The 15,548-nt window shown below is 60.5% G+C and carries 14 protein-coding genes and 5 tRNA genes; 4 read left to right on the top strand and 15 right to left on the bottom strand.

Features of this window, described 5'->3' with window-relative positions; genetic code table 11:
* Positions 1-370: 370 nt before the first annotated feature.
* The 10 genes from ACVI9W_RS19970 to gltX form a co-directional block, all read right to left on the bottom strand.
* The gene (locus ACVI9W_RS19970; RefSeq protein WP_038608656.1) at positions 371-817 is read right to left on the bottom strand and encodes an Hsp20 family protein; all 447 of its coding nucleotides are present in this window, start codon (positions 815-817) and stop codon (positions 371-373) included.
* Between the two features lie 115 nt (positions 818-932).
* The gene (locus tag ACVI9W_RS19965) at positions 933-1,892 is read right to left on the bottom strand and encodes a tRNA dihydrouridine synthase (RefSeq protein WP_461530937.1); all 960 of its coding nucleotides are present in this window, start codon (positions 1,890-1,892) and stop codon (positions 933-935) included.
* Positions 1,893-1,941: 49 nt separating this feature from the next.
* Positions 1,942-2,382, bottom strand: a complete 441-nt coding sequence (locus ACVI9W_RS19960; protein WP_191834022.1) for an acyl-CoA thioesterase — start codon at positions 2,380-2,382, stop codon at positions 1,942-1,944.
* A 44-nt stretch (positions 2,383-2,426) separates the two neighbouring features.
* Positions 2,427-3,260: an alpha/beta fold hydrolase gene (locus tag ACVI9W_RS19955; protein ID WP_461530936.1), complete on the bottom strand. Its 834-nt coding sequence runs from the start codon at positions 3,258-3,260 to the stop codon at positions 2,427-2,429.
* Positions 3,261-3,287: 27 nt separating this feature from the next.
* A complete protein-coding gene (locus ACVI9W_RS19950; protein WP_038608642.1) occupies positions 3,288-3,827 on the bottom strand; it encodes a TetR/AcrR family transcriptional regulator in 540 nt (179 codons plus the stop codon).
* Between the two features lie 179 nt (positions 3,828-4,006).
* Positions 4,007-4,082, bottom strand: a tRNA-Glu gene (locus ACVI9W_RS19945).
* A 44-nt stretch (positions 4,083-4,126) separates the two neighbouring features.
* Positions 4,127-4,202: transfer RNA gene (locus ACVI9W_RS19940), tRNA-Ala, on the bottom strand.
* Between the two features lie 53 nt (positions 4,203-4,255).
* Positions 4,256-4,331 (bottom strand) — tRNA-Glu (locus tag ACVI9W_RS19935).
* Between the two features lie 79 nt (positions 4,332-4,410).
* Positions 4,411-4,486, bottom strand: a tRNA-Ala gene (locus tag ACVI9W_RS19930).
* 257 nt (positions 4,487-4,743) lie between these two features.
* A complete protein-coding gene (gene gltX, locus ACVI9W_RS19925) occupies positions 4,744-6,225 on the bottom strand; it encodes a glutamate--tRNA ligase (RefSeq protein WP_038608639.1) in 1,482 nt (493 codons plus the stop codon).
* A gap of 144 nt (positions 6,226-6,369) precedes the next feature.
* Here gltX and ACVI9W_RS19920 point away from each other — a divergent pair, with 144 nt between their 5' ends.
* Both ACVI9W_RS19920 and ACVI9W_RS19915 read left to right on the top strand, forming a co-directional pair.
* A complete protein-coding gene (locus ACVI9W_RS19920; protein WP_461530935.1) occupies positions 6,370-7,419 on the top strand; it encodes an HlyD family secretion protein in 1,050 nt (349 codons plus the stop codon).
* Positions 7,409-8,959, top strand: a complete 1,551-nt coding sequence (locus tag ACVI9W_RS19915; protein ID WP_461530934.1) for an MDR family MFS transporter — start codon at positions 7,409-7,411, stop codon at positions 8,957-8,959. Before ACVI9W_RS19920 ends, ACVI9W_RS19915 begins: the two co-directional genes overlap by 11 nt.
* A 60-nt stretch (positions 8,960-9,019) precedes the next feature.
* On the opposite strand, the gene uvrB is transcribed toward ACVI9W_RS19915, so the two are convergent.
* Complete coding sequence (gene uvrB / locus ACVI9W_RS19910; RefSeq protein ID WP_157191744.1) at positions 9,020-11,035, bottom strand: excinuclease ABC subunit UvrB; 2,016 nt, start codon at positions 11,033-11,035, stop codon at positions 9,020-9,022.
* A 298-nt stretch (positions 11,036-11,333) separates the two neighbouring features.
* Here uvrB and ACVI9W_RS19905 point away from each other — a divergent pair, with 298 nt between their 5' ends.
* Both ACVI9W_RS19905 and ACVI9W_RS19900 read left to right on the top strand, forming a co-directional pair.
* The gene (locus ACVI9W_RS19905) at positions 11,334-12,530 is read left to right on the top strand and encodes an amino acid aminotransferase (protein ID WP_191833386.1); all 1,197 of its coding nucleotides are present in this window, start codon (positions 11,334-11,336) and stop codon (positions 12,528-12,530) included.
* Between the two features lie 62 nt (positions 12,531-12,592).
* Positions 12,593-12,668 (top strand) — tRNA-Asn (locus tag ACVI9W_RS19900).
* A 74-nt stretch (positions 12,669-12,742) separates the two neighbouring features.
* Here ACVI9W_RS19900 and ACVI9W_RS19895 read toward each other — a convergent pair.
* From ACVI9W_RS19895 to ACVI9W_RS19880, 4 genes are all read right to left on the bottom strand, one after another.
* Complete coding sequence (locus ACVI9W_RS19895) at positions 12,743-13,165, bottom strand: cupin domain-containing protein (protein WP_461530933.1); 423 nt, start codon at positions 13,163-13,165, stop codon at positions 12,743-12,745.
* A 90-nt stretch (positions 13,166-13,255) separates the two neighbouring features.
* Entirely contained in the window at positions 13,256-13,816 is a 561-nt protein-coding gene (locus tag ACVI9W_RS19890; RefSeq protein WP_461530932.1) for a DUF1285 domain-containing protein, read from the bottom strand.
* A 10-nt stretch (positions 13,817-13,826) separates the two neighbouring features.
* A complete protein-coding gene (locus ACVI9W_RS19885) occupies positions 13,827-14,432 on the bottom strand; it encodes a DUF4823 domain-containing protein (protein ID WP_157191740.1) in 606 nt (201 codons plus the stop codon).
* 66 nt (positions 14,433-14,498) lie between these two features.
* Complete coding sequence (locus ACVI9W_RS19880) at positions 14,499-15,467, bottom strand: GTP 3',8-cyclase MoaA (RefSeq protein WP_461530931.1); 969 nt, start codon at positions 15,465-15,467, stop codon at positions 14,499-14,501.
* Positions 15,468-15,548: the final 81 nt, after the last annotated feature.

The following is a 15,548-nucleotide window of genomic DNA, read 5'->3' as shown; positions in this document are numbered from 1 at the left end:
TGCTTTTGATCTTGATCTTGATCCACCCGCCCCGTTAACCAGTAGGGCTGAGCGGAGGTGTCGTGGAGGGGCTAGCGCGCAGCGCCTTCGGCGTAGCCGAAGTTGCGAAGCGTAGAGTTGCTTGCAACTCGTAGCTCGCAATGCCCCGCAGCGGCACCGGAACGAAGGGACCCGAAGCGTAGCGTAGGGCCCCTGGTGGGGCGAGCCCTTTGCGTTACTTTGGGGCGTTTGCCAAAGTAACCCGCCGTAAGGGCGGAAAGGTGACTCAGCGCCACCACCGCCAATGGATATGCCCCCAATCCCAGAGCCAGAGCCAGAGCCCAACAAAAAAGGGCACCCGAAGGTGCCCTCTTTCACAGCATCACCACACTCAGTTCAGCGCAGGCTTGCTATCCCCATTGATCGGGATGCGCTTGGCCTTGGCTTCTTCCGGCACAATCCGCAGCAAGTCGATGCTGAGCAGGCCGTTGGCCAACCCGGCAGCCTTGACCTCGATATGGTCAGCCAGGCGGAACGACAGCTTGAACGCCCGCTGGGCAATGCCCTGATGCAGATAGGTAACGCTTTCGGCGTTGCTGTCACGCTTGCCGCCAGTGACGGTCAACACACCTTTTTCCACTTGCAGATCAAGATCCTGCTCCTGGAAACCGGCTGCAGCAACGACGATTCGATAGTGGTCTTCGCCATGTTTTTCAACGTTGTAGGGAGGGTAGCTGCTACCCGCCTCATTACGCGCCGCAGATTCGAACAGGTCATTGAAACGGTCGAAGCCTACGGAATGACGGAACAGTGGAGCCAGAGAAAAAGCAGTAGTCATGATACATCTCCTGAAAATCAGCGAGGTTGTGTAGTAGCGCGACCCGACTTCGGCATCGCGTACTCCTTAGATAAGGACCCTCGCCTGCTTTTCAAGCAACCCTGCGAAAATTTTTTCAGGCCGCCGCACTGATCGGTATGCCGATCAACTGGCCGACGCGATCGCAGTCGGTTTCCCGGCGCAGCTCGGTGAACAATGCCACGGCCTCAGGATAAGTGCGGGTCAGCATCGCCACCCATTGCTTCAAGCGTCCCGGCGCCTGACGCGGAGTCATCTGCGCTCGGGCCTGGCCCCAGAAGTCCTGGATCAGCGGCAGCAGGCTCTGCCAGTCCATCGGCACGAACGCTACGCCATCGCGCTCCGCGGCAATCTGCCGGGCCAGATCCGGACGTGATACCAGCCCTCGGCCAAGCATGATGTCCTCGACACCACTGACTTCACGGCAGCGCCGCCAGTCATCCAGGGTCCAGACCTCGCCGTTGGCGTAAACCGGTACCTTGACCACATCCTGCACCTTCGCCACCCACTCCCAATGGGCCGGCGGCTTGTAGCCATCAACCTTGGTCCGCGCATGTACCACCAACTGCTCGGCACCACCCTCGGCCAAGGCCAAAGCACAGTCCAGGGCACCGTCGGGGCTGTCGAAGCCCAGGCGCATCTTGGCGGTCACCGGAATATGCGCAGGCACGGCGCGGCGCACCTCACGAAGGATGGCGTGAAGCAGTTCCGGCTCCTTGAGCAGCACTGCCCCGCCTCGGGACTTGTTCACGGTCTTGGCCGGGCAACCGAAGTTCAGGTCGATCACCGGCGCGCCCAGCTCGCAGGCCAGCACTGCGTTTTCTGCCAGGCACACGGGATCGGAACCGAGCAGTTGCACGCGCAAAGGCACCCCAGCCGCAGTTTGCGCGCCCTGGCTCAACTCAGGTGCCAGCTTGTCGAAGGTAGCCGCAGGCAATAGCCGGTCGCAGACGCGAATGAACTCGGTGACACACCAGTCGATGCCGCCCACCTGGGTCAGTACGTCACGAAGGATGTTGTCGACCAGCCCCTCCATCGGGGCCAGGGCAATTTGCATGGGTTGCATCTCGAGCGAAAAAGGCCGGCAGTCTAGCAAAATCCGCGGACTACAGTGTTCCGGCCATCAGCGCCGGCCCATAGCCGTCGATAAATTCGCTCGGCATGCGCTTGGGCCGCCCTGTGGATAACTCGATGCAGACGAAGGTGGTTTGCGCACGCAGCAACGTAGTGCCATCACTGGGCCGCACCAACTGGAAGCGTCGGGTCATCTTCAGGCGCTGATCCCAGTCGACGATCCAGGTCGCCAACTGCAACTCGTCGTCTTCATAGGCGGCCGCCAGGTAGTCGATCTCATGACGCACCACGGCCATCGCCCGGTCCAGGCGCCGGTACTCGGCCAGGTCCAGCCCCAGACGCTGGGAATGGCGCCAGGCACAGCGCTCCAGCCAGGTGACGTAGACCGCATTATTGGCGTGGCCGAGGCCATCGATATCGTCGGCAGCGACGCGCAGATCAATCGTGAACGGTGTTGCCAGATCCCAACTCATGCCCGCTCCAGGTCTGTGATGAACGGGCAGAGTGTAACGGATGCTCAGGCCGATTGCCGCGCCGGTACAAGACGACGCGCCAGCAGTGCCATGACGCCGTCGATCAATTTTGGATCGGACAGTACGCGCTGATGACCGCCATCGGGCAGCATCAACAGTCGACTGTCGAACCAGGCCCGGTGAATCGCCTGAGCCTCACTGGCTGGCACCAGAATATCGTCTTCAGCGTGGGCGATCAGTGCCGGGATTTCCAGTTGATAGCCGCCGACATCCAGGCGTCCGATCGGAATACCGACATCCCGTTCAATCTGACGCACAAAAGCCGCCCGCGCACGGGTCGGCATACCCAGGTGATTGGCGAAACGACGCAACACCCCCAGCAACTGCGCCGGCGCGGCAACACTCACCGCCGCTTCAGCACGCAGCCCCCACTGCAGGGCGAGCATGACACTGGAGCCCCCCATGGAATGGCCGATGACCGCATGCAACGGCGGCAACTCGGCAGCGGCTTCCAGCAGCGCCCGGGCGAACAACACGACATGCGCCTGATTGCCCGGTGAATGACCGTGGGCCGGCCCTTCCAGGGCCACAGCGGTGTAACCGGATTGCACCAGGGTATCGATCAGGTGCGCGAACTGGGTCGGGCGCCCTTCCCAACCGTGCATCAACAAGACCGTCGGCCCCTGCCCCCAGCGCAGCGCCGACAAACCGAAGCGCAACGTTATGCGCTCGGCGCGGGCCAGCAGTGGCAACTCCCACTCACGCGGCGGCAGGTTGCGCGGGGTCATGAAGGCGCGGCGCATCTTGCCCGCAACATGTTCAGGCGCCAGCCGTCCGAGGGTGCCGTTGACGCTACGAATCCAGCTCAAGGTATTCATCGCTTCGCTCCGGTGGGTGTCGCTCGATCAGACCACCGCCGATTTGGCGGCACGCAGGATACGGTCAGACAGCTCGTCTGTGCCCAGAGCACGGGCCAAGGCCAGACCACCGACCATCAACGCCAGGTCGGCGAGGACCTTGTCGGCCTCTTCAGGGCTGTCAGCAAGATTGGCCATCATCAATTCAATGTGTTCGCCCAGCACCTGACGGAAGGTATCCGGCAGCCGCGCCATCTCACCCAGGGAGTTGGGCAGCGGGCAGGCGCGCTCGGTGGCATCACGGTGTTTGCGCGACAAGTAGAAAGCGGCAACCAGGGCACGACGCTCTTCGCCGCTCATGTTCGGGTCAACCTCGGCAAGCAGCGCCCGACGCTCTGCAAGCAGCTGGCTGAAGGCTTCGAGCATCAGAGCATCCTTGCTGTCGAAGTGCGCGTAGAAGCCCCCTACCGTAAGCCCGGCAGCGCCCATGACCTGGTTGACGCTGGGTTCGGCCGGACCGTGCTGGATCAGTGCGCTGCAGGCGGCATCAAGAATCCGTTCACGGGTTTTCGCTTTTTTGTCGTTCATGACTTGCCTCCGAATATTATGAGTAGAATATTATTCTCATAATATTTTTCTGCAAGCACTTTCCCCTGCCGCTTGTCGCACAGAGGAAGAAGAAGGGAGAGGAGAACTTTTTTCGAGACAAAAACAAAAGGCTCATTCAATAATCGAATGAGCCTTGAAATCCCACAAAGTGGGTAAAATGGCGTCCCCTAGGGGACTCGAACCCCTGTTACCGCCGTGAAAGGGCGGTGTCCTAGGCCACTAGACGAAGGGGACTTGTAACCTTCGTACAGATCCGTTTTCACGAATCCTGGCAAAATTGGTGGAGCTAAGCGGGATCGAACCGCTGACCTCCTGCATGCCATGCAGGCGCTCTCCCAGCTGAGCTATAGCCCCAGATTTCTAGCCTCGCGGCCCAGCGATCTCTTTCGACATCACTTGTGTAAAACTGGCGTCCCCTAGGGGACTCGAACCCCTGTTACCGCCGTGAAAGGGCGGTGTCCTAGGCCACTAGACGAAGGGGACGAACCTTCTTACCTTAACAACCCGGCCGCTGGAACCCGGTTGACTCCGCAGTCAGTGTAGATGACTACGAATCGGAATTTGGTGGAGCTAAGCGGGATCGAACCGCTGACCTCCTGCATGCCATGCAGGCGCTCTCCCAGCTGAGCTATAGCCCCACAATGTCGCTTTGAACTGAATCGCTTGGCTGGGTGCTTCGCGCTTCGTTTCGTTCATCGCTGTGGACGGGGCGCATATTAAGATCGGATTGCAGACCTGTCAAATAAATTTTCAACAAATTCTGAAAATTTTTTCCGAGATAACAAACACTTACCGTCCAGCTTGGTGATTCACCCCGGTTTTGCTGGGGTTTGAGGCCTCTTCGCGGGGCAAGCCCGCTCCCACCGGTGGGAGCGGGCTTGCCCCGCGATAGCTATCAGGCAATCGTGCCCAACAGCTTCTCCCACTCTTTGTTTTCTTTCTTCGACACACCACCGAGCAGGTCCAGGGCCTGGCGCAGGCGATAGCGGGTCAGGTCCGGGCCGAGGATTTCCATGGCGTCGAGTACCGACACCGAGCTGGCCTGGCCGCTGATCGCGGCGAACATCAGCGGCATGGCATCACGCAGCTTCAGTTCCAGGGCCTCGACCACGGCCTGGATGCAACCGGTAATGCGGTCTTTTTCCCACTGACGCAGGCTTTCCAGCTTCCACAGGATCAACTGGATAACCTGACGCACCTGGTCGGCCGAGAGTTTTTTGTGTTCGAACAGCTTGGCATCGAGCTTGAGCGCGCCTTCAAAGAAGAAGCCGCCCAGCGGGGCAATCTGGCTGAAGGTCTCTACCCTGCCCTGCACATGTGGCGCGATCTTCATCATGTAGTCGCTGTTGAACGCCCACTTCTGCACCCGCGCGGCGAACTCTTCCACCGGCAGGTCGCGCAGCCACTGGCCGTTGAGCCAGGACAGCTTCTCGATGTCGAAAATCGGCCCGCCCAGGGAAACCCGCGACAGATCGAAGTGCTCGACCATCTCGGCCAGGGAGAACTTTTCACGCTCGTCCGGCATCGACCAGCCCATGCGCCCCAGGTAGTTGAGCATCGCTTCCGGCATGAAACCCATGCGCTCGTAGAAAGTCACCGAGGTCGGGTTCTTGCGCTTGGACAGCTTGCTCTTGTCCGGGTTACGCAGCAGCGGCATGTAGCACAGGGTTGGCTGCTCCCAACCGAAGTACTCGTACAGCTTGATCAGCTTGGGCGCCGACGGCAGCCATTCCTCGCCCCGCAACACGTGGGTGATGCCCATCAGGTGGTCATCGACGACGTTGGCCAGGAAGTAGGTCGGCAGGCCGTCGGTCTTCATCAGTACCTGCATGTCCATGCGGTCCCATGGGATCTCGACATCGCCACGGAGCATGTCCGGTACCACGCAGACGCCTTCACTCGGGACCTTCATGCGGATCACATGCGGCTCGCCAGCAGCCAGGCGGCGCTGCACTTCTTCGGCCGACAGCAGCAAGGCGCGACCGTCGTAGCGCGGGGTCTCGCCACGGGCCATCTGCTCGGCACGCATCTGGTCCAGCTCTTCGGCGGTGCAGAAGCACGGGAAGGCGTGACCCATGTCGACCAGTTGCTGGGCGTACTGCTTGTAGATGTCGCCGCGCTCGCTCTGCCGGTACGGGCCATGCGGGCCGCCGACGTCCGGACCTTCGCTCCACTCGATACCGAGCCAGCGCAGGGCGTCGAAGATCTGCTGTTCGGACTCGCGGGTCGAACGCAGCTGGTCGGTATCTTCAATACGCAAGATGAACTCGCCGCCGTGCTGCTTGGCAAAGCAGTAGTTGAACAGGGCGATGTAGGCGGTGCCGACGTGGGGATCGCCAGTAGGCGAAGGCGCGATACGCGTGCGAACGGTGGTCATGAGAGTCTCGAACTAGAGATGAATCAAAGGCTGGATGTTAACAGGGAGCAGGCACCGGGCTCCAGCAATGGGCGCGATCAGCACTTGTGGTGGCGGATCCAAACACGGTTAAATTTGCTTACATTTTTGGAACGATAGTACCCCATGCCCGCTCAACTCAAACGCCGCCTGCTGGTTTTCCTGACCCTGGTTCTGTTCATCGCCCTCGCCTTTTTCGCCCACTGGTATGTCAAAGGACGCTTCTACGAGAGCACCGACAACGCTTATGTACAGGGTGAAATCACCCGGGTTTCCAGCCAGCTCAGCGCGCGCATCGATGAAGTACTGGTTCAGGACAACCAGCATGTGGCCAAGGGCGATCTGCTGGTGCGCCTTGAGCCGGACGATTTCCGCCTGGCCGTGGAACGTGCCCGCGCCGCCCTCGCCACCCGTGAAGCCGAGCGCCTGCAAGCCGAAAGCCGCCTGACCCAACAATCCAGCCTGATTGCCGCCGGCCAGGCCCAGGTCGCCGCCAACCAGGCCACCCTGGGGCGCGCCGAGCTGGACCTCAACCGTGCTCAGGCCCTGCGCAAACCGGGCTACGTCTCCGAAGAACGGGTGACCACCCTGTCGGCAGAGAACCACGTCGCCCGCTCCCAAGTGAGCAAGGCGCAGGCCGACCTGCAAGGCCAGCGCCAGCAGATCAACGCCCTGAGCGCTGAAATCAAGCGCCTGGACGCGCAGATCGTCAACGCCCGTGCCGAACTGGCCCAGGCCGAGCTGAACCTGACCCGTAGCGAAATCCACGCGCCGATCAGCGGCATGATCGGCCAGCGTGCCGCCCGTAATGGTCAGGTGGTGCAGGCTGGCGCCTACCTGCTGTCGATTGTTCCGGACCAGGACATCTGGATCCAGGCCAACTTCAAGGAAACCCAGATTGGCCGCATGCTGCCGGGGCAGACCGCCGAACTGGTGTTCGACAGCTATCCCGACACGCCGATCGCAGCCCGGGTCGACAGCCTGTTCGCCGCCTCCGGCGCCCAATTCAGCCTGTTGCCACCCGACAACGCCACCGGCAACTTCACCAAGGTGGTGCAGCGTATTCCGGTGAAGCTGACCTTCGCCGCCGACAACCCGCTGAGCGGCAGGATCCGTCCGGGCATGTCGGTCACCGCCACTGTGGACATCCGGGACACTACCGACAATGGCCGGTGATTCGCTGATCCGTCCTGTCGGCGAACCCAGCCGACGCGACTGGATCGCGGTGATGAGCGTGATGCTCGGCGCCTTCATGGCGGTGCTCGACATCCAGATCACCAACTCCTCGCTCAAGGACATCCAGGGCGCCCTTTCGGCCACCCTGGAAGAAGGCTCGTGGATCTCCACCTCGTACCTGGTGGCCGAGATCATCATGATTCCGCTGACCGCCTGGCTGGTGCAGTTGCTGTCGGCGCGGCGCCTGGCGGTGTGGGTGTCGCTGGGCTTTCTGGTGTCGTCGTTGCTGTGCTCCATGGCCTGGAACCTGGAGAGCATGATCATCTTCCGCGCCATGCAGGGCTTTACCGGCGGCGCGCTGATTCCCCTGGCGTTCACCCTGACCCTGATCAAACTGCCCGAACACCATCGCGCCAAAGGCATGGCGATGTTTGCCATGACCGCCACCTTTGCCCCCTCCATCGGCCCTACCCTGGGCGGCTGGCTGACCGAAAACTGGGGCTGGGAGTACATCTTCTACATCAACATCCCGCCCGGCCTGATCATGATCGGCGGCCTGCTGTATGGCCTGGAAAAGAAAGAATCGCACTGGGAACTGCTGAAAAGCACCGATTACGCCGGCATTGTTACGCTTGGTGTCGGCCTGGGCTGCCTGCAGGTGTTCCTGGAAGAAGGCCATCGCAAGGACTGGCTGGAGTCGAGCCTGATCGTCAGCCTCGGTAGCATCGCCCTGCTGAGCCTGATCACCTTTGTGATCCTGCAGTTTTCCAAACCCAATCCGCTGATCAACCTGCGCATTCTCGGTAACCGCAATTTCGGCCTGTCGAGTATCGCCAGCCTGGGAATGGGGGTGGGTTTGTATGGCTCGATCTACCTGCTGCCGCTGTACCTGGCACAAATCCAGAACTACAACGCTTTGCAGATCGGCGAAGTGATCATGTGGATGGGTATTCCGCAGCTGTTTCTGATTCCGCTGGTGCCGCAGCTGATGAAGGTGATTTCACCAAAGATTCTCTGCACCCTGGGTTTCGGCCTGTTCGGCCTGGCCAGCTTCGGTTCCGGGGTACTCAATCCGGACTTTGCCGGCGAACAGTTCAACCATATCCAGATCATCCGCGCCCTTGGCCAGCCAATGATCATGGTGACCATCTCGTTGATCGCCACCAGCTACATCCTGCCTCAGGATGCAGGCTCGGCGTCGAGCCTGTTCAACATCCTGCGCAACCTTGGCGGTGCCATCGGCATTGCCTTGCTGGCGACGCTGCTGGATGCACGAACCAAGGTGTACTTCGATTACTTGCGTGAGTCCGTCGTGCCGAGCAACCCTCAGGTAGCAGAGCGTCTGGCGCAGCTTTCGGAACGCCTGGGAAGCGATAGCGCAGCGCTGGGCAAGCTGAGTGAAATCACCCATCAGCAGGCGATGATCATGGCTTACAACGATGCCTTCCATTTTGTCGGTATCGGCCTGGCGATCAGCATGCTGGCGGTGATGATGACGCGCAAGTTGCCGCTGGGGTTGAAGGCAGGCGAAGCTCATTGATCGCATCGCGGGGCAAGCCCGCTCCCACTGTGGGAGCGGGCTTGTCCCGCGATGAGGACCTCAAACCGTAAGTAAACGCTCGCGCAACGCGGTAATTTCGTCGCGCATCTGCGCCGCCGCCTCGAACTCCAGGTCCCGCGCCAACTGGTACATCTTCTCTTCCAGCAGCTTGATCCGCTTGGCAATCTCGCCAGGTGAGCGCAACTCGGCTTCGTAGCGTGCGCTTTCTTCGGCGGCCTTGGCCATACCCTTGCGCTTCTTGCTGCGCGAGCCGGGCACATTGGCGCCTTCCATGATGTCGGTGATGTCTTTGACCACGCCCTTGGGCACGATGCCGTTGGCTTCGTTGAAGGCAATCTGCTTGTCACGACGACGCTCGGTTTCGCCGATAGCCCGCTCCATCGAGCCGGTAATTCTGTCGGCATAGAGGATCGCCCGGCCATTGAGGTTGCGCGCTGCACGGCCGATGGTCTGGATCAGTGAACGCTCGGAACGCAGGAAGCCTTCCTTGTCGGCATCGAGGATTGCCACCAGCGACACCTCGGGCATGTCCAGACCTTCGCGCAACAGGTTGATCCCCACCAGTACATCGAAGGTCCCCAGGCGCAAGTCGCGGATGATCTCGACGCGCTCCACGGTGTCGATATCCGAATGCAGATAGCGCACCCGCACGTCGTGATCGGCGAGGTAATCGGTGAGGTCTTCGGCCATGCGCTTGGTCAGGGTGGTGACCAGCACACGCTCTTCCACGGCAACACGCTTGCGGATTTCCGAGAGCAGGTCGTCGACCTGGGTGGTGGCCGGGCGCACTTCAACCTGAGGGTCGACCAGACCGGTCGGCCGCACCACCTGCTCCACAACCCGGCCGGCATGCTCAGCTTCATAGTTCCCGGGCGTGGCGGAAACGAAGATCGTCTGCGGACTGACGCTTTCCCACTCATCGAAACGCATCGGCCGGTTGTCCAGCGCCGAAGGCAGGCGGAAGCCGTACTCGACCAGGGTTTCCTTGCGTGAGCGGTCGCCCTTGTACATCGCCCCGACCTGCGGAACGCTGACGTGGGACTCGTCGATCACCAGCAATGAATCAGCCGGCAGATAATCGTAGAGGGTCGGTGGCGGCGCTCCGGCCGGACGACCGGAGAGGTAGCGCGAGTAGTTCTCGATGCCGTTGCAGTAACCCAGCTCGAGGATCATTTCCAGATCGAAACGGGTGCGCTGCTCCAGGCGCTGGGCCTCGACCAGCTTGTTGGCCTTGTGCAGGTACTCCAGCCGCTGCTGCAGCTCCTCCTTGATGCCCTCCACCGCCTCAAGCAAGGTTTCACGCGGGGTCACGTAGTGGCTCTTGGGGTAGAAGGTGAAACGCGGCAACTTGCGGATCACTTCGCCGGTCAGCGGATCGAAGGCGGCAATGTTCTCCACTTCGTCATCGAACAGCTCGATGCGGATGGCTTCAAGGTCCGATTCGGCCGGGAAGATATCAATCACATCGCCACGCACACGGAAGGTGGCGCGGGCAAAGTCCATTTCGTTGCGGGTGTACTGCAAGTCGGCCAGGCGGCGCAACAAGGCGCGCTGGTCGAGCTTGTCGCCACGGTCCACGTGCAGGACCATCTTCAGGTAGGTTTCCGGACTGCCCAGACCGTAGATGCAGGACACCGTGGTAACGATGATCGCATCGCGACGCTCCAGCAGCGCCTTGGTTGCCGACAGGCGCATCTGCTCGATGTGGTCATTGATCGAGGCATCCTTCTCGATGAAGGTATCGGACGACGGCACATAGGCTTCGGGCTGGTAGTAGTCGTAGTAGGAAACGAAGTACTCCACGGCATTGTTGGGGAAAAATGCCTTGAACTCGCCGTACAGCTGCGCTGCCAGGGTCTTGTTCGGCGCCAGCACCAGGGTCGGCCGCTGCACCTGGGCGATCACGTTGGCGATACTGAAGGTCTTGCCCGAGCCAGTCACCCCGAGCAGGGTCTGATGCGCCAGGCCCGCTTCAATGCCTTCGACCATCAGGCGAATGGCTTCGGGCTGGTCGCCGGCCGGCTGGAAACGGGTGACGAGCTGAAACTCGGACATGACAAACCTCTGTGTAATCGCGACGTTTTTATCGCAGACGCTGGCAACTGTATTTATAGACAGTACTTATACCGAATTAGGGCTCTCGAACGCCAGTTTCAACGCAATGATGTGAGTATGGACCGGTCAATTCGACTAACGGTCGAAAAATAATCGGCGAAACAACAGGAAAAGCTGCGTCAGACTGTCGCCGTGACCGATGGGTATCACTATACTGACTCCCCGTTTGTGCACCGCTCTAGTGCATTCGACTGGAGCGTGCGACCTCTTCCACTCTCCATTCAGAGCCAAGGTAATAATGAGCCTGTTTTCCGCTGTCGAGCTGGCACCACGCGACCCCATTCTGGGCCTCAACGAAGCTTTCAACGCCGATACCCGTAGCAACAAGGTCAACCTGGGTGTAGGTGTTTACTGCAACGAAGAAGGGCGTATCCCACTGCTGCGTGCAGTGATCGAAGCCGAAACCCAGCGCGCTGCCCAGCACGCTTCCCGCGGTTACCTGCCGATCGACGGCATCGCCGCCTACGACCAGGCCGTACAGAAGCTGCTGTTCGGTGCCGAGTCGCCACTGCTGGCTGCTGGCCGGGTTATCACCACTCAGGCCGTTGGCGGTACCGGCGCGCTGAAGATCGGTGCCGACTTCCTCAAGCAGGTTTCGCCAAACGCCGTAGTGGCGATCAGCGACCCGAGCTGGGAAAACCACCGTGCCCTGTTTGAAACCGCTGGTTTCCCGGTGCAGAACTACCGCTACTACGACGCCGCTACTCACGACGTCAACCGCAGCGGCATGCTCGAAGACCTCAACGCCCTGCCGTCCGGCTCGATCATCGTGCTGCACGCCTGCTGCCATAACCCGACGGGCGTCGACCTGAGCCTGGACGACTGGAAAAATGTCCTGGAAGTGGTCAAGGCCAAGGGCCACGTGCCATTCCTCGACATGGCCTACCAGGGCTTTGGCGACGGCATCTACGAAGACGCCTTCGCCGTGCGCCTGTTCGCCGAGTCGGGCCTGAACTTCTTCGTCTCCAGCTCGTTCTCCAAATCCTTCTCGCTGTACGGCGAGCGCGTGGGTGCGCTGTCGATCATCACCGAGTCCAAGGAAGAGAGCGCGCGCGTGCTGTCGCAGGTCAAGCGCGTGATCCGCACCAACTACTCCAACCCGCCGACCCACGGCGCCACCATCGTCGCCACCGTGCTCAACAGCCCGGAACTGCGTGCAATGTGGGAAGAGGAACTGGGTGAGATGCGCCAGCGCATCCACGGCATGCGCAAGCAGATGGTTGAGCTGCTGGCTGCCCAGGCACCTGAGCACGACTTCAGCTTCGTCGCCCGTCAGCGCGGCATGTTCTCGTACTCGGGCCTGAGCGTCGATCAGGTCGCACGCCTGAAGAACGAGTTCGGCATCTACGCGCTGGATACCGGTCGTATCTGCGTGGCCACCCTGAATCAGAGCAACATCGATGTGGTGACCAAGGCTATCGTCGAGGTCCTGTAACTGACTTTTTGCCAGGGGGAGGCTTGACTTCCCCTTAGCAATCAGTAAGATACGCCACAGATTCCGCGATAGCTCAGTCGGTAGAGCAAATGACTGTTAATCATTGGGTCCCAGGTTCGAGTCCTGGTCGCGGAGCCAAACACTTGAAAAACCTCCAGTTGCGCTGAGCACTGGAGGTTTTTTCGTTTCAGCCTCTCGGTATTTACCCTGCCCTACGGCTGATAAGGCTCGGTCACTGGCAGCGGCTCATCCACCAGCGACCAGACCAGCAATTTTGCCGGCTTTGTCTCACTGGCGTTGTAAGACACCAGGTGCACCGACCCCGGCGCTTCGTACCAGAACTCACCCGCCTTGTAAGTCACCGGCTTGGGCTCGCCCTTGAGCTGGGACACCACCGTGCCTTCGAGCACATAAGCCATGACTGCCCCCGGATGCTGATGCGCCACGGACTTCTGTCCTGGTGCATAACTGACCGTGAGCATGATGGCTTTCTTGCCAGCGGCATTGCTCGGCAATTGCTCTTGCAGGATCTTGACCGCCTCCTGGCCCGGCTCCGGACCATGGGCCCAAGCGCCCGGCAGGGTAAACAGGCTAGCGACGATCAGGGTGCTGACAGGTAACAGACGCGGTTTCATTGGCACTGCCTCGTGATGGGGGATAGCGGCAGGTTATGCCGGCCACCACGAGGTAAAAAGCGCCAATTCGGGGAAAAACGCGGAGGCTAATCAGCTGCGACCAATAGGATAGAAGGTGCCGCTGCTCCAGACCCCCAGCCATTGCTCCCCGGCAATCTGCTGCGGTACGGCCAGCTCCACCAGCTGATAAAACACATTGCGATGGATCAGCGCCTCAAGGTTGCTGCGCATATGCACATAGGGCGATGGCTCCTGGGTCTGCGCATCGATTTCGAAACGCAAAGGGTGCTCGGGGCCTGCTTCGACCTGATCCTCGACATTGCTGGTGAAGCGCAGTACCTGCTGCTCCCCCTCACCTTCGACTTCAAGGCTGACGGCAACAAATGGCGCATCATCGACCTTGATGCCGACCTTCTCCACCGGCGTCACCAGGAAGTAATCGTCGCCGTCGCGGCGAATGATGGTGGAGAACAACCGCACCATCGGCTTGCGCCCGATCGGCGTGCCCAGGTAGTACCAGGTACCGTCACGGGCGATACGCATGTCGATATCGCCACAGAAGTCCGGGTTCCACAGATGCACCGGTGGCAGCCCCTTTTCGGACTTGGGAATCTGCGTCAGCAGATCTATAGCCTTGCCGGTATCGGTCATCACCCTCTCCTCAACGACTCATGCCCAAAAGGCTACGAGCGTAATCCTCAAGCGGCGGCCCTAGCAAATCTTCCGGCGTGTTGTCGTGAAACGTCAGCAATCCGCCACGGCTGTTGATCCGTGTGGTATCGATCAGGTAGCGGGTATTGGTTTCGATGAGCATCAACTGGATCACACCGGTATCGATACCCAGACGGTCGACGGCCTGCTCGTCATACCATTCATCGCCATTGCCGATACGGTCATCGGTACGGGCAAAGCGCGCATAGAGCAAGTAATGCGCCCCCACTCCACGCGCCTCGACCAGCGCCTGCTCCAGCCCCAACGGCCCCTGAGCGCGACGGACCATGGGGAAGTATTCGACAAAGCCCTTGAAGGCTTCTTCGGCCACCACGTTGGGCCGTGGATAAGGCCCCTTGCCAGGAGGGACGAAGGCACCCTGACCAATGTAAATGAATGAATCAGGCTGCAGGCGCACCGACAGCGAACGGCGGGTATCACTGTGATCGAGCAGACCGGCATCACTCATGTGATAACGGACACCCTCGCCCATATCGCTGACATTCATACAGCCGCCCAGCGCCATCAGCGCCAGCAGCAAAACCAGGCTACGCATCTATCCTCCAGTGGCCGGTGACGGAAAACCGGCGAACAGCTGACAGATGCAGCTTTTGCGCCAGTCTTAGCCACCGATGATTTTCATCACCGTTGCTCCACCGGAAAATGCCACCGGCTGCTTGTCGCCAAGGGCCTTGACCAGCAACCCCTGCAGCGCCGGCAAGGCCTGGTGGCGCGGTTTGTCGAGCAAGTCGCCGATATAGTGACGGTTGCTCGACGACAGGCAGCCATGCAGCCAGCCGGTGGACGACAGGCGCAGGCGTGAACAGGTCCGGCAAAACGGTACGCTTTCGTTGGCGATCACGCCAAAGTAGCCCTGGCCGGGGATCTGATAACGCAGCGCGGTGGCATCCACCGGTGCATTGGCCTGCAAGTATTCGTAACGCTCGCCGATCAACTGCAGCAAGTGTTCGAGGCTGACGAACTGCTGCAGGAAGGCATTGCTGTCACGGGCCAGGTGGCCCATGCGCATCAATTCGATAAAACGCAGCTCGTAGCCGCGGGCCAGGCAGTACTCAAGCAGCGGCACCACTTGATCGAAGTTCTGTCCGCGCAAGGGCACCATGTTGACCTTGATTTTCATCCCGGCCGCTGTGGCCTGTTCCATGCCATCGAGCACAGTGGCCAGGTCGCCACCACGGGCAATACGCCGGAAAGCATCAGGATCAAGGGTATCGAGGGAAACGTTGAGTCGGCGGATACCGGCCGCACGCAACAATGGCAGCTTGCGCGACAGCAACTGGCCATTGGTGGTCAGGCTGATTTCATCCAGGCCAAGGCCTGCGACCGAAGTCAGAAAGGTTTCAAGCTTGGGGCTGACCAGCGGCTCGCCACCGGTAATGCGCAAACGCTCGATGCCGGCGGCTTCGATCAGGTAGGCCACAGCGCGGGCCATGGCCTCGGCAGACAGCTCATCCTGGGCCGCCACCAGACGCTTGCCGTCCGGCACGCAATAGGTGCAGGCGTAGTTGCAGGCAGCGGTCAGGCTGACACGCAAATTGCGAAAACGCCTGCCTTGGCGGTCGACGATCATGGATGACTCCGGCATGGATGAATCGGGCCTGCAAAACCTGACTCAAAAATCAGGTTTTTGCAAGCCTCATACCTGAGTATA

The sequence above is a fragment of the Pseudomonas sp. 210_17 TE3656 genome, from assembly GCF_054821965.1.
This window is presented reverse-complemented; position numbering and strand designations above follow the sequence as displayed.

Excerpts from the sequence above, each read along its gene's own strand:
- ACVI9W_RS19960 (WP_191834022.1), bottom strand. The coding sequence starts at position 2,382 with ATGAGTTGGGATCTGGCAACACCGTTCACGATTGATCTGCGCGTCGCT.
- gltX (WP_038608639.1), bottom strand. The coding sequence starts at position 6,225 with ATGACCACCGTTCGCACGCGTATCGCGCCTTCGCCTACTGGCGATCCC.
- uvrB (WP_157191744.1), bottom strand. The coding sequence starts at position 11,035 with ATGTCCGAGTTTCAGCTCGTCACCCGTTTCCAGCCGGCCGGCGACCAG.
- ACVI9W_RS19915 (WP_461530934.1), top strand. The coding sequence starts at position 7,409 with ATGGCCGGTGATTCGCTGATCCGTCCTGTCGGCGAACCCAGCCGACGC.
- ACVI9W_RS19890 (WP_461530932.1), bottom strand. The coding sequence starts at position 13,816 with ATGACCGATACCGGCAAGGCTATAGATCTGCTGACGCAGATTCCCAAG.
- ACVI9W_RS19955 (WP_461530936.1), bottom strand. The coding sequence starts at position 3,260 with ATGAATACCTTGAGCTGGATTCGTAGCGTCAACGGCACCCTCGGACGG.
- ACVI9W_RS19965 (WP_461530937.1), bottom strand. The coding sequence starts at position 1,892 with ATGCAAATTGCCCTGGCCCCGATGGAGGGGCTGGTCGACAACATCCTT.
- ACVI9W_RS19950 (WP_038608642.1), bottom strand. The coding sequence starts at position 3,827 with ATGAACGACAAAAAAGCGAAAACCCGTGAACGGATTCTTGATGCCGCC.
- ACVI9W_RS19895 (WP_461530933.1), bottom strand. The coding sequence starts at position 13,165 with ATGAAACCGCGTCTGTTACCTGTCAGCACCCTGATCGTCGCTAGCCTG.
- ACVI9W_RS19970 (WP_038608656.1), bottom strand. The coding sequence starts at position 817 with ATGACTACTGCTTTTTCTCTGGCTCCACTGTTCCGTCATTCCGTAGGC.
- ACVI9W_RS19905 (WP_191833386.1), top strand. The coding sequence starts at position 11,334 with ATGAGCCTGTTTTCCGCTGTCGAGCTGGCACCACGCGACCCCATTCTG.
- ACVI9W_RS19885 (WP_157191740.1), bottom strand. The coding sequence starts at position 14,432 with ATGCGTAGCCTGGTTTTGCTGCTGGCGCTGATGGCGCTGGGCGGCTGT.
- ACVI9W_RS19880 (WP_461530931.1), bottom strand. The coding sequence starts at position 15,467 with ATGATCGTCGACCGCCAAGGCAGGCGTTTTCGCAATTTGCGTGTCAGC.
- ACVI9W_RS19920 (WP_461530935.1), top strand. The coding sequence starts at position 6,370 with ATGCCCGCTCAACTCAAACGCCGCCTGCTGGTTTTCCTGACCCTGGTT.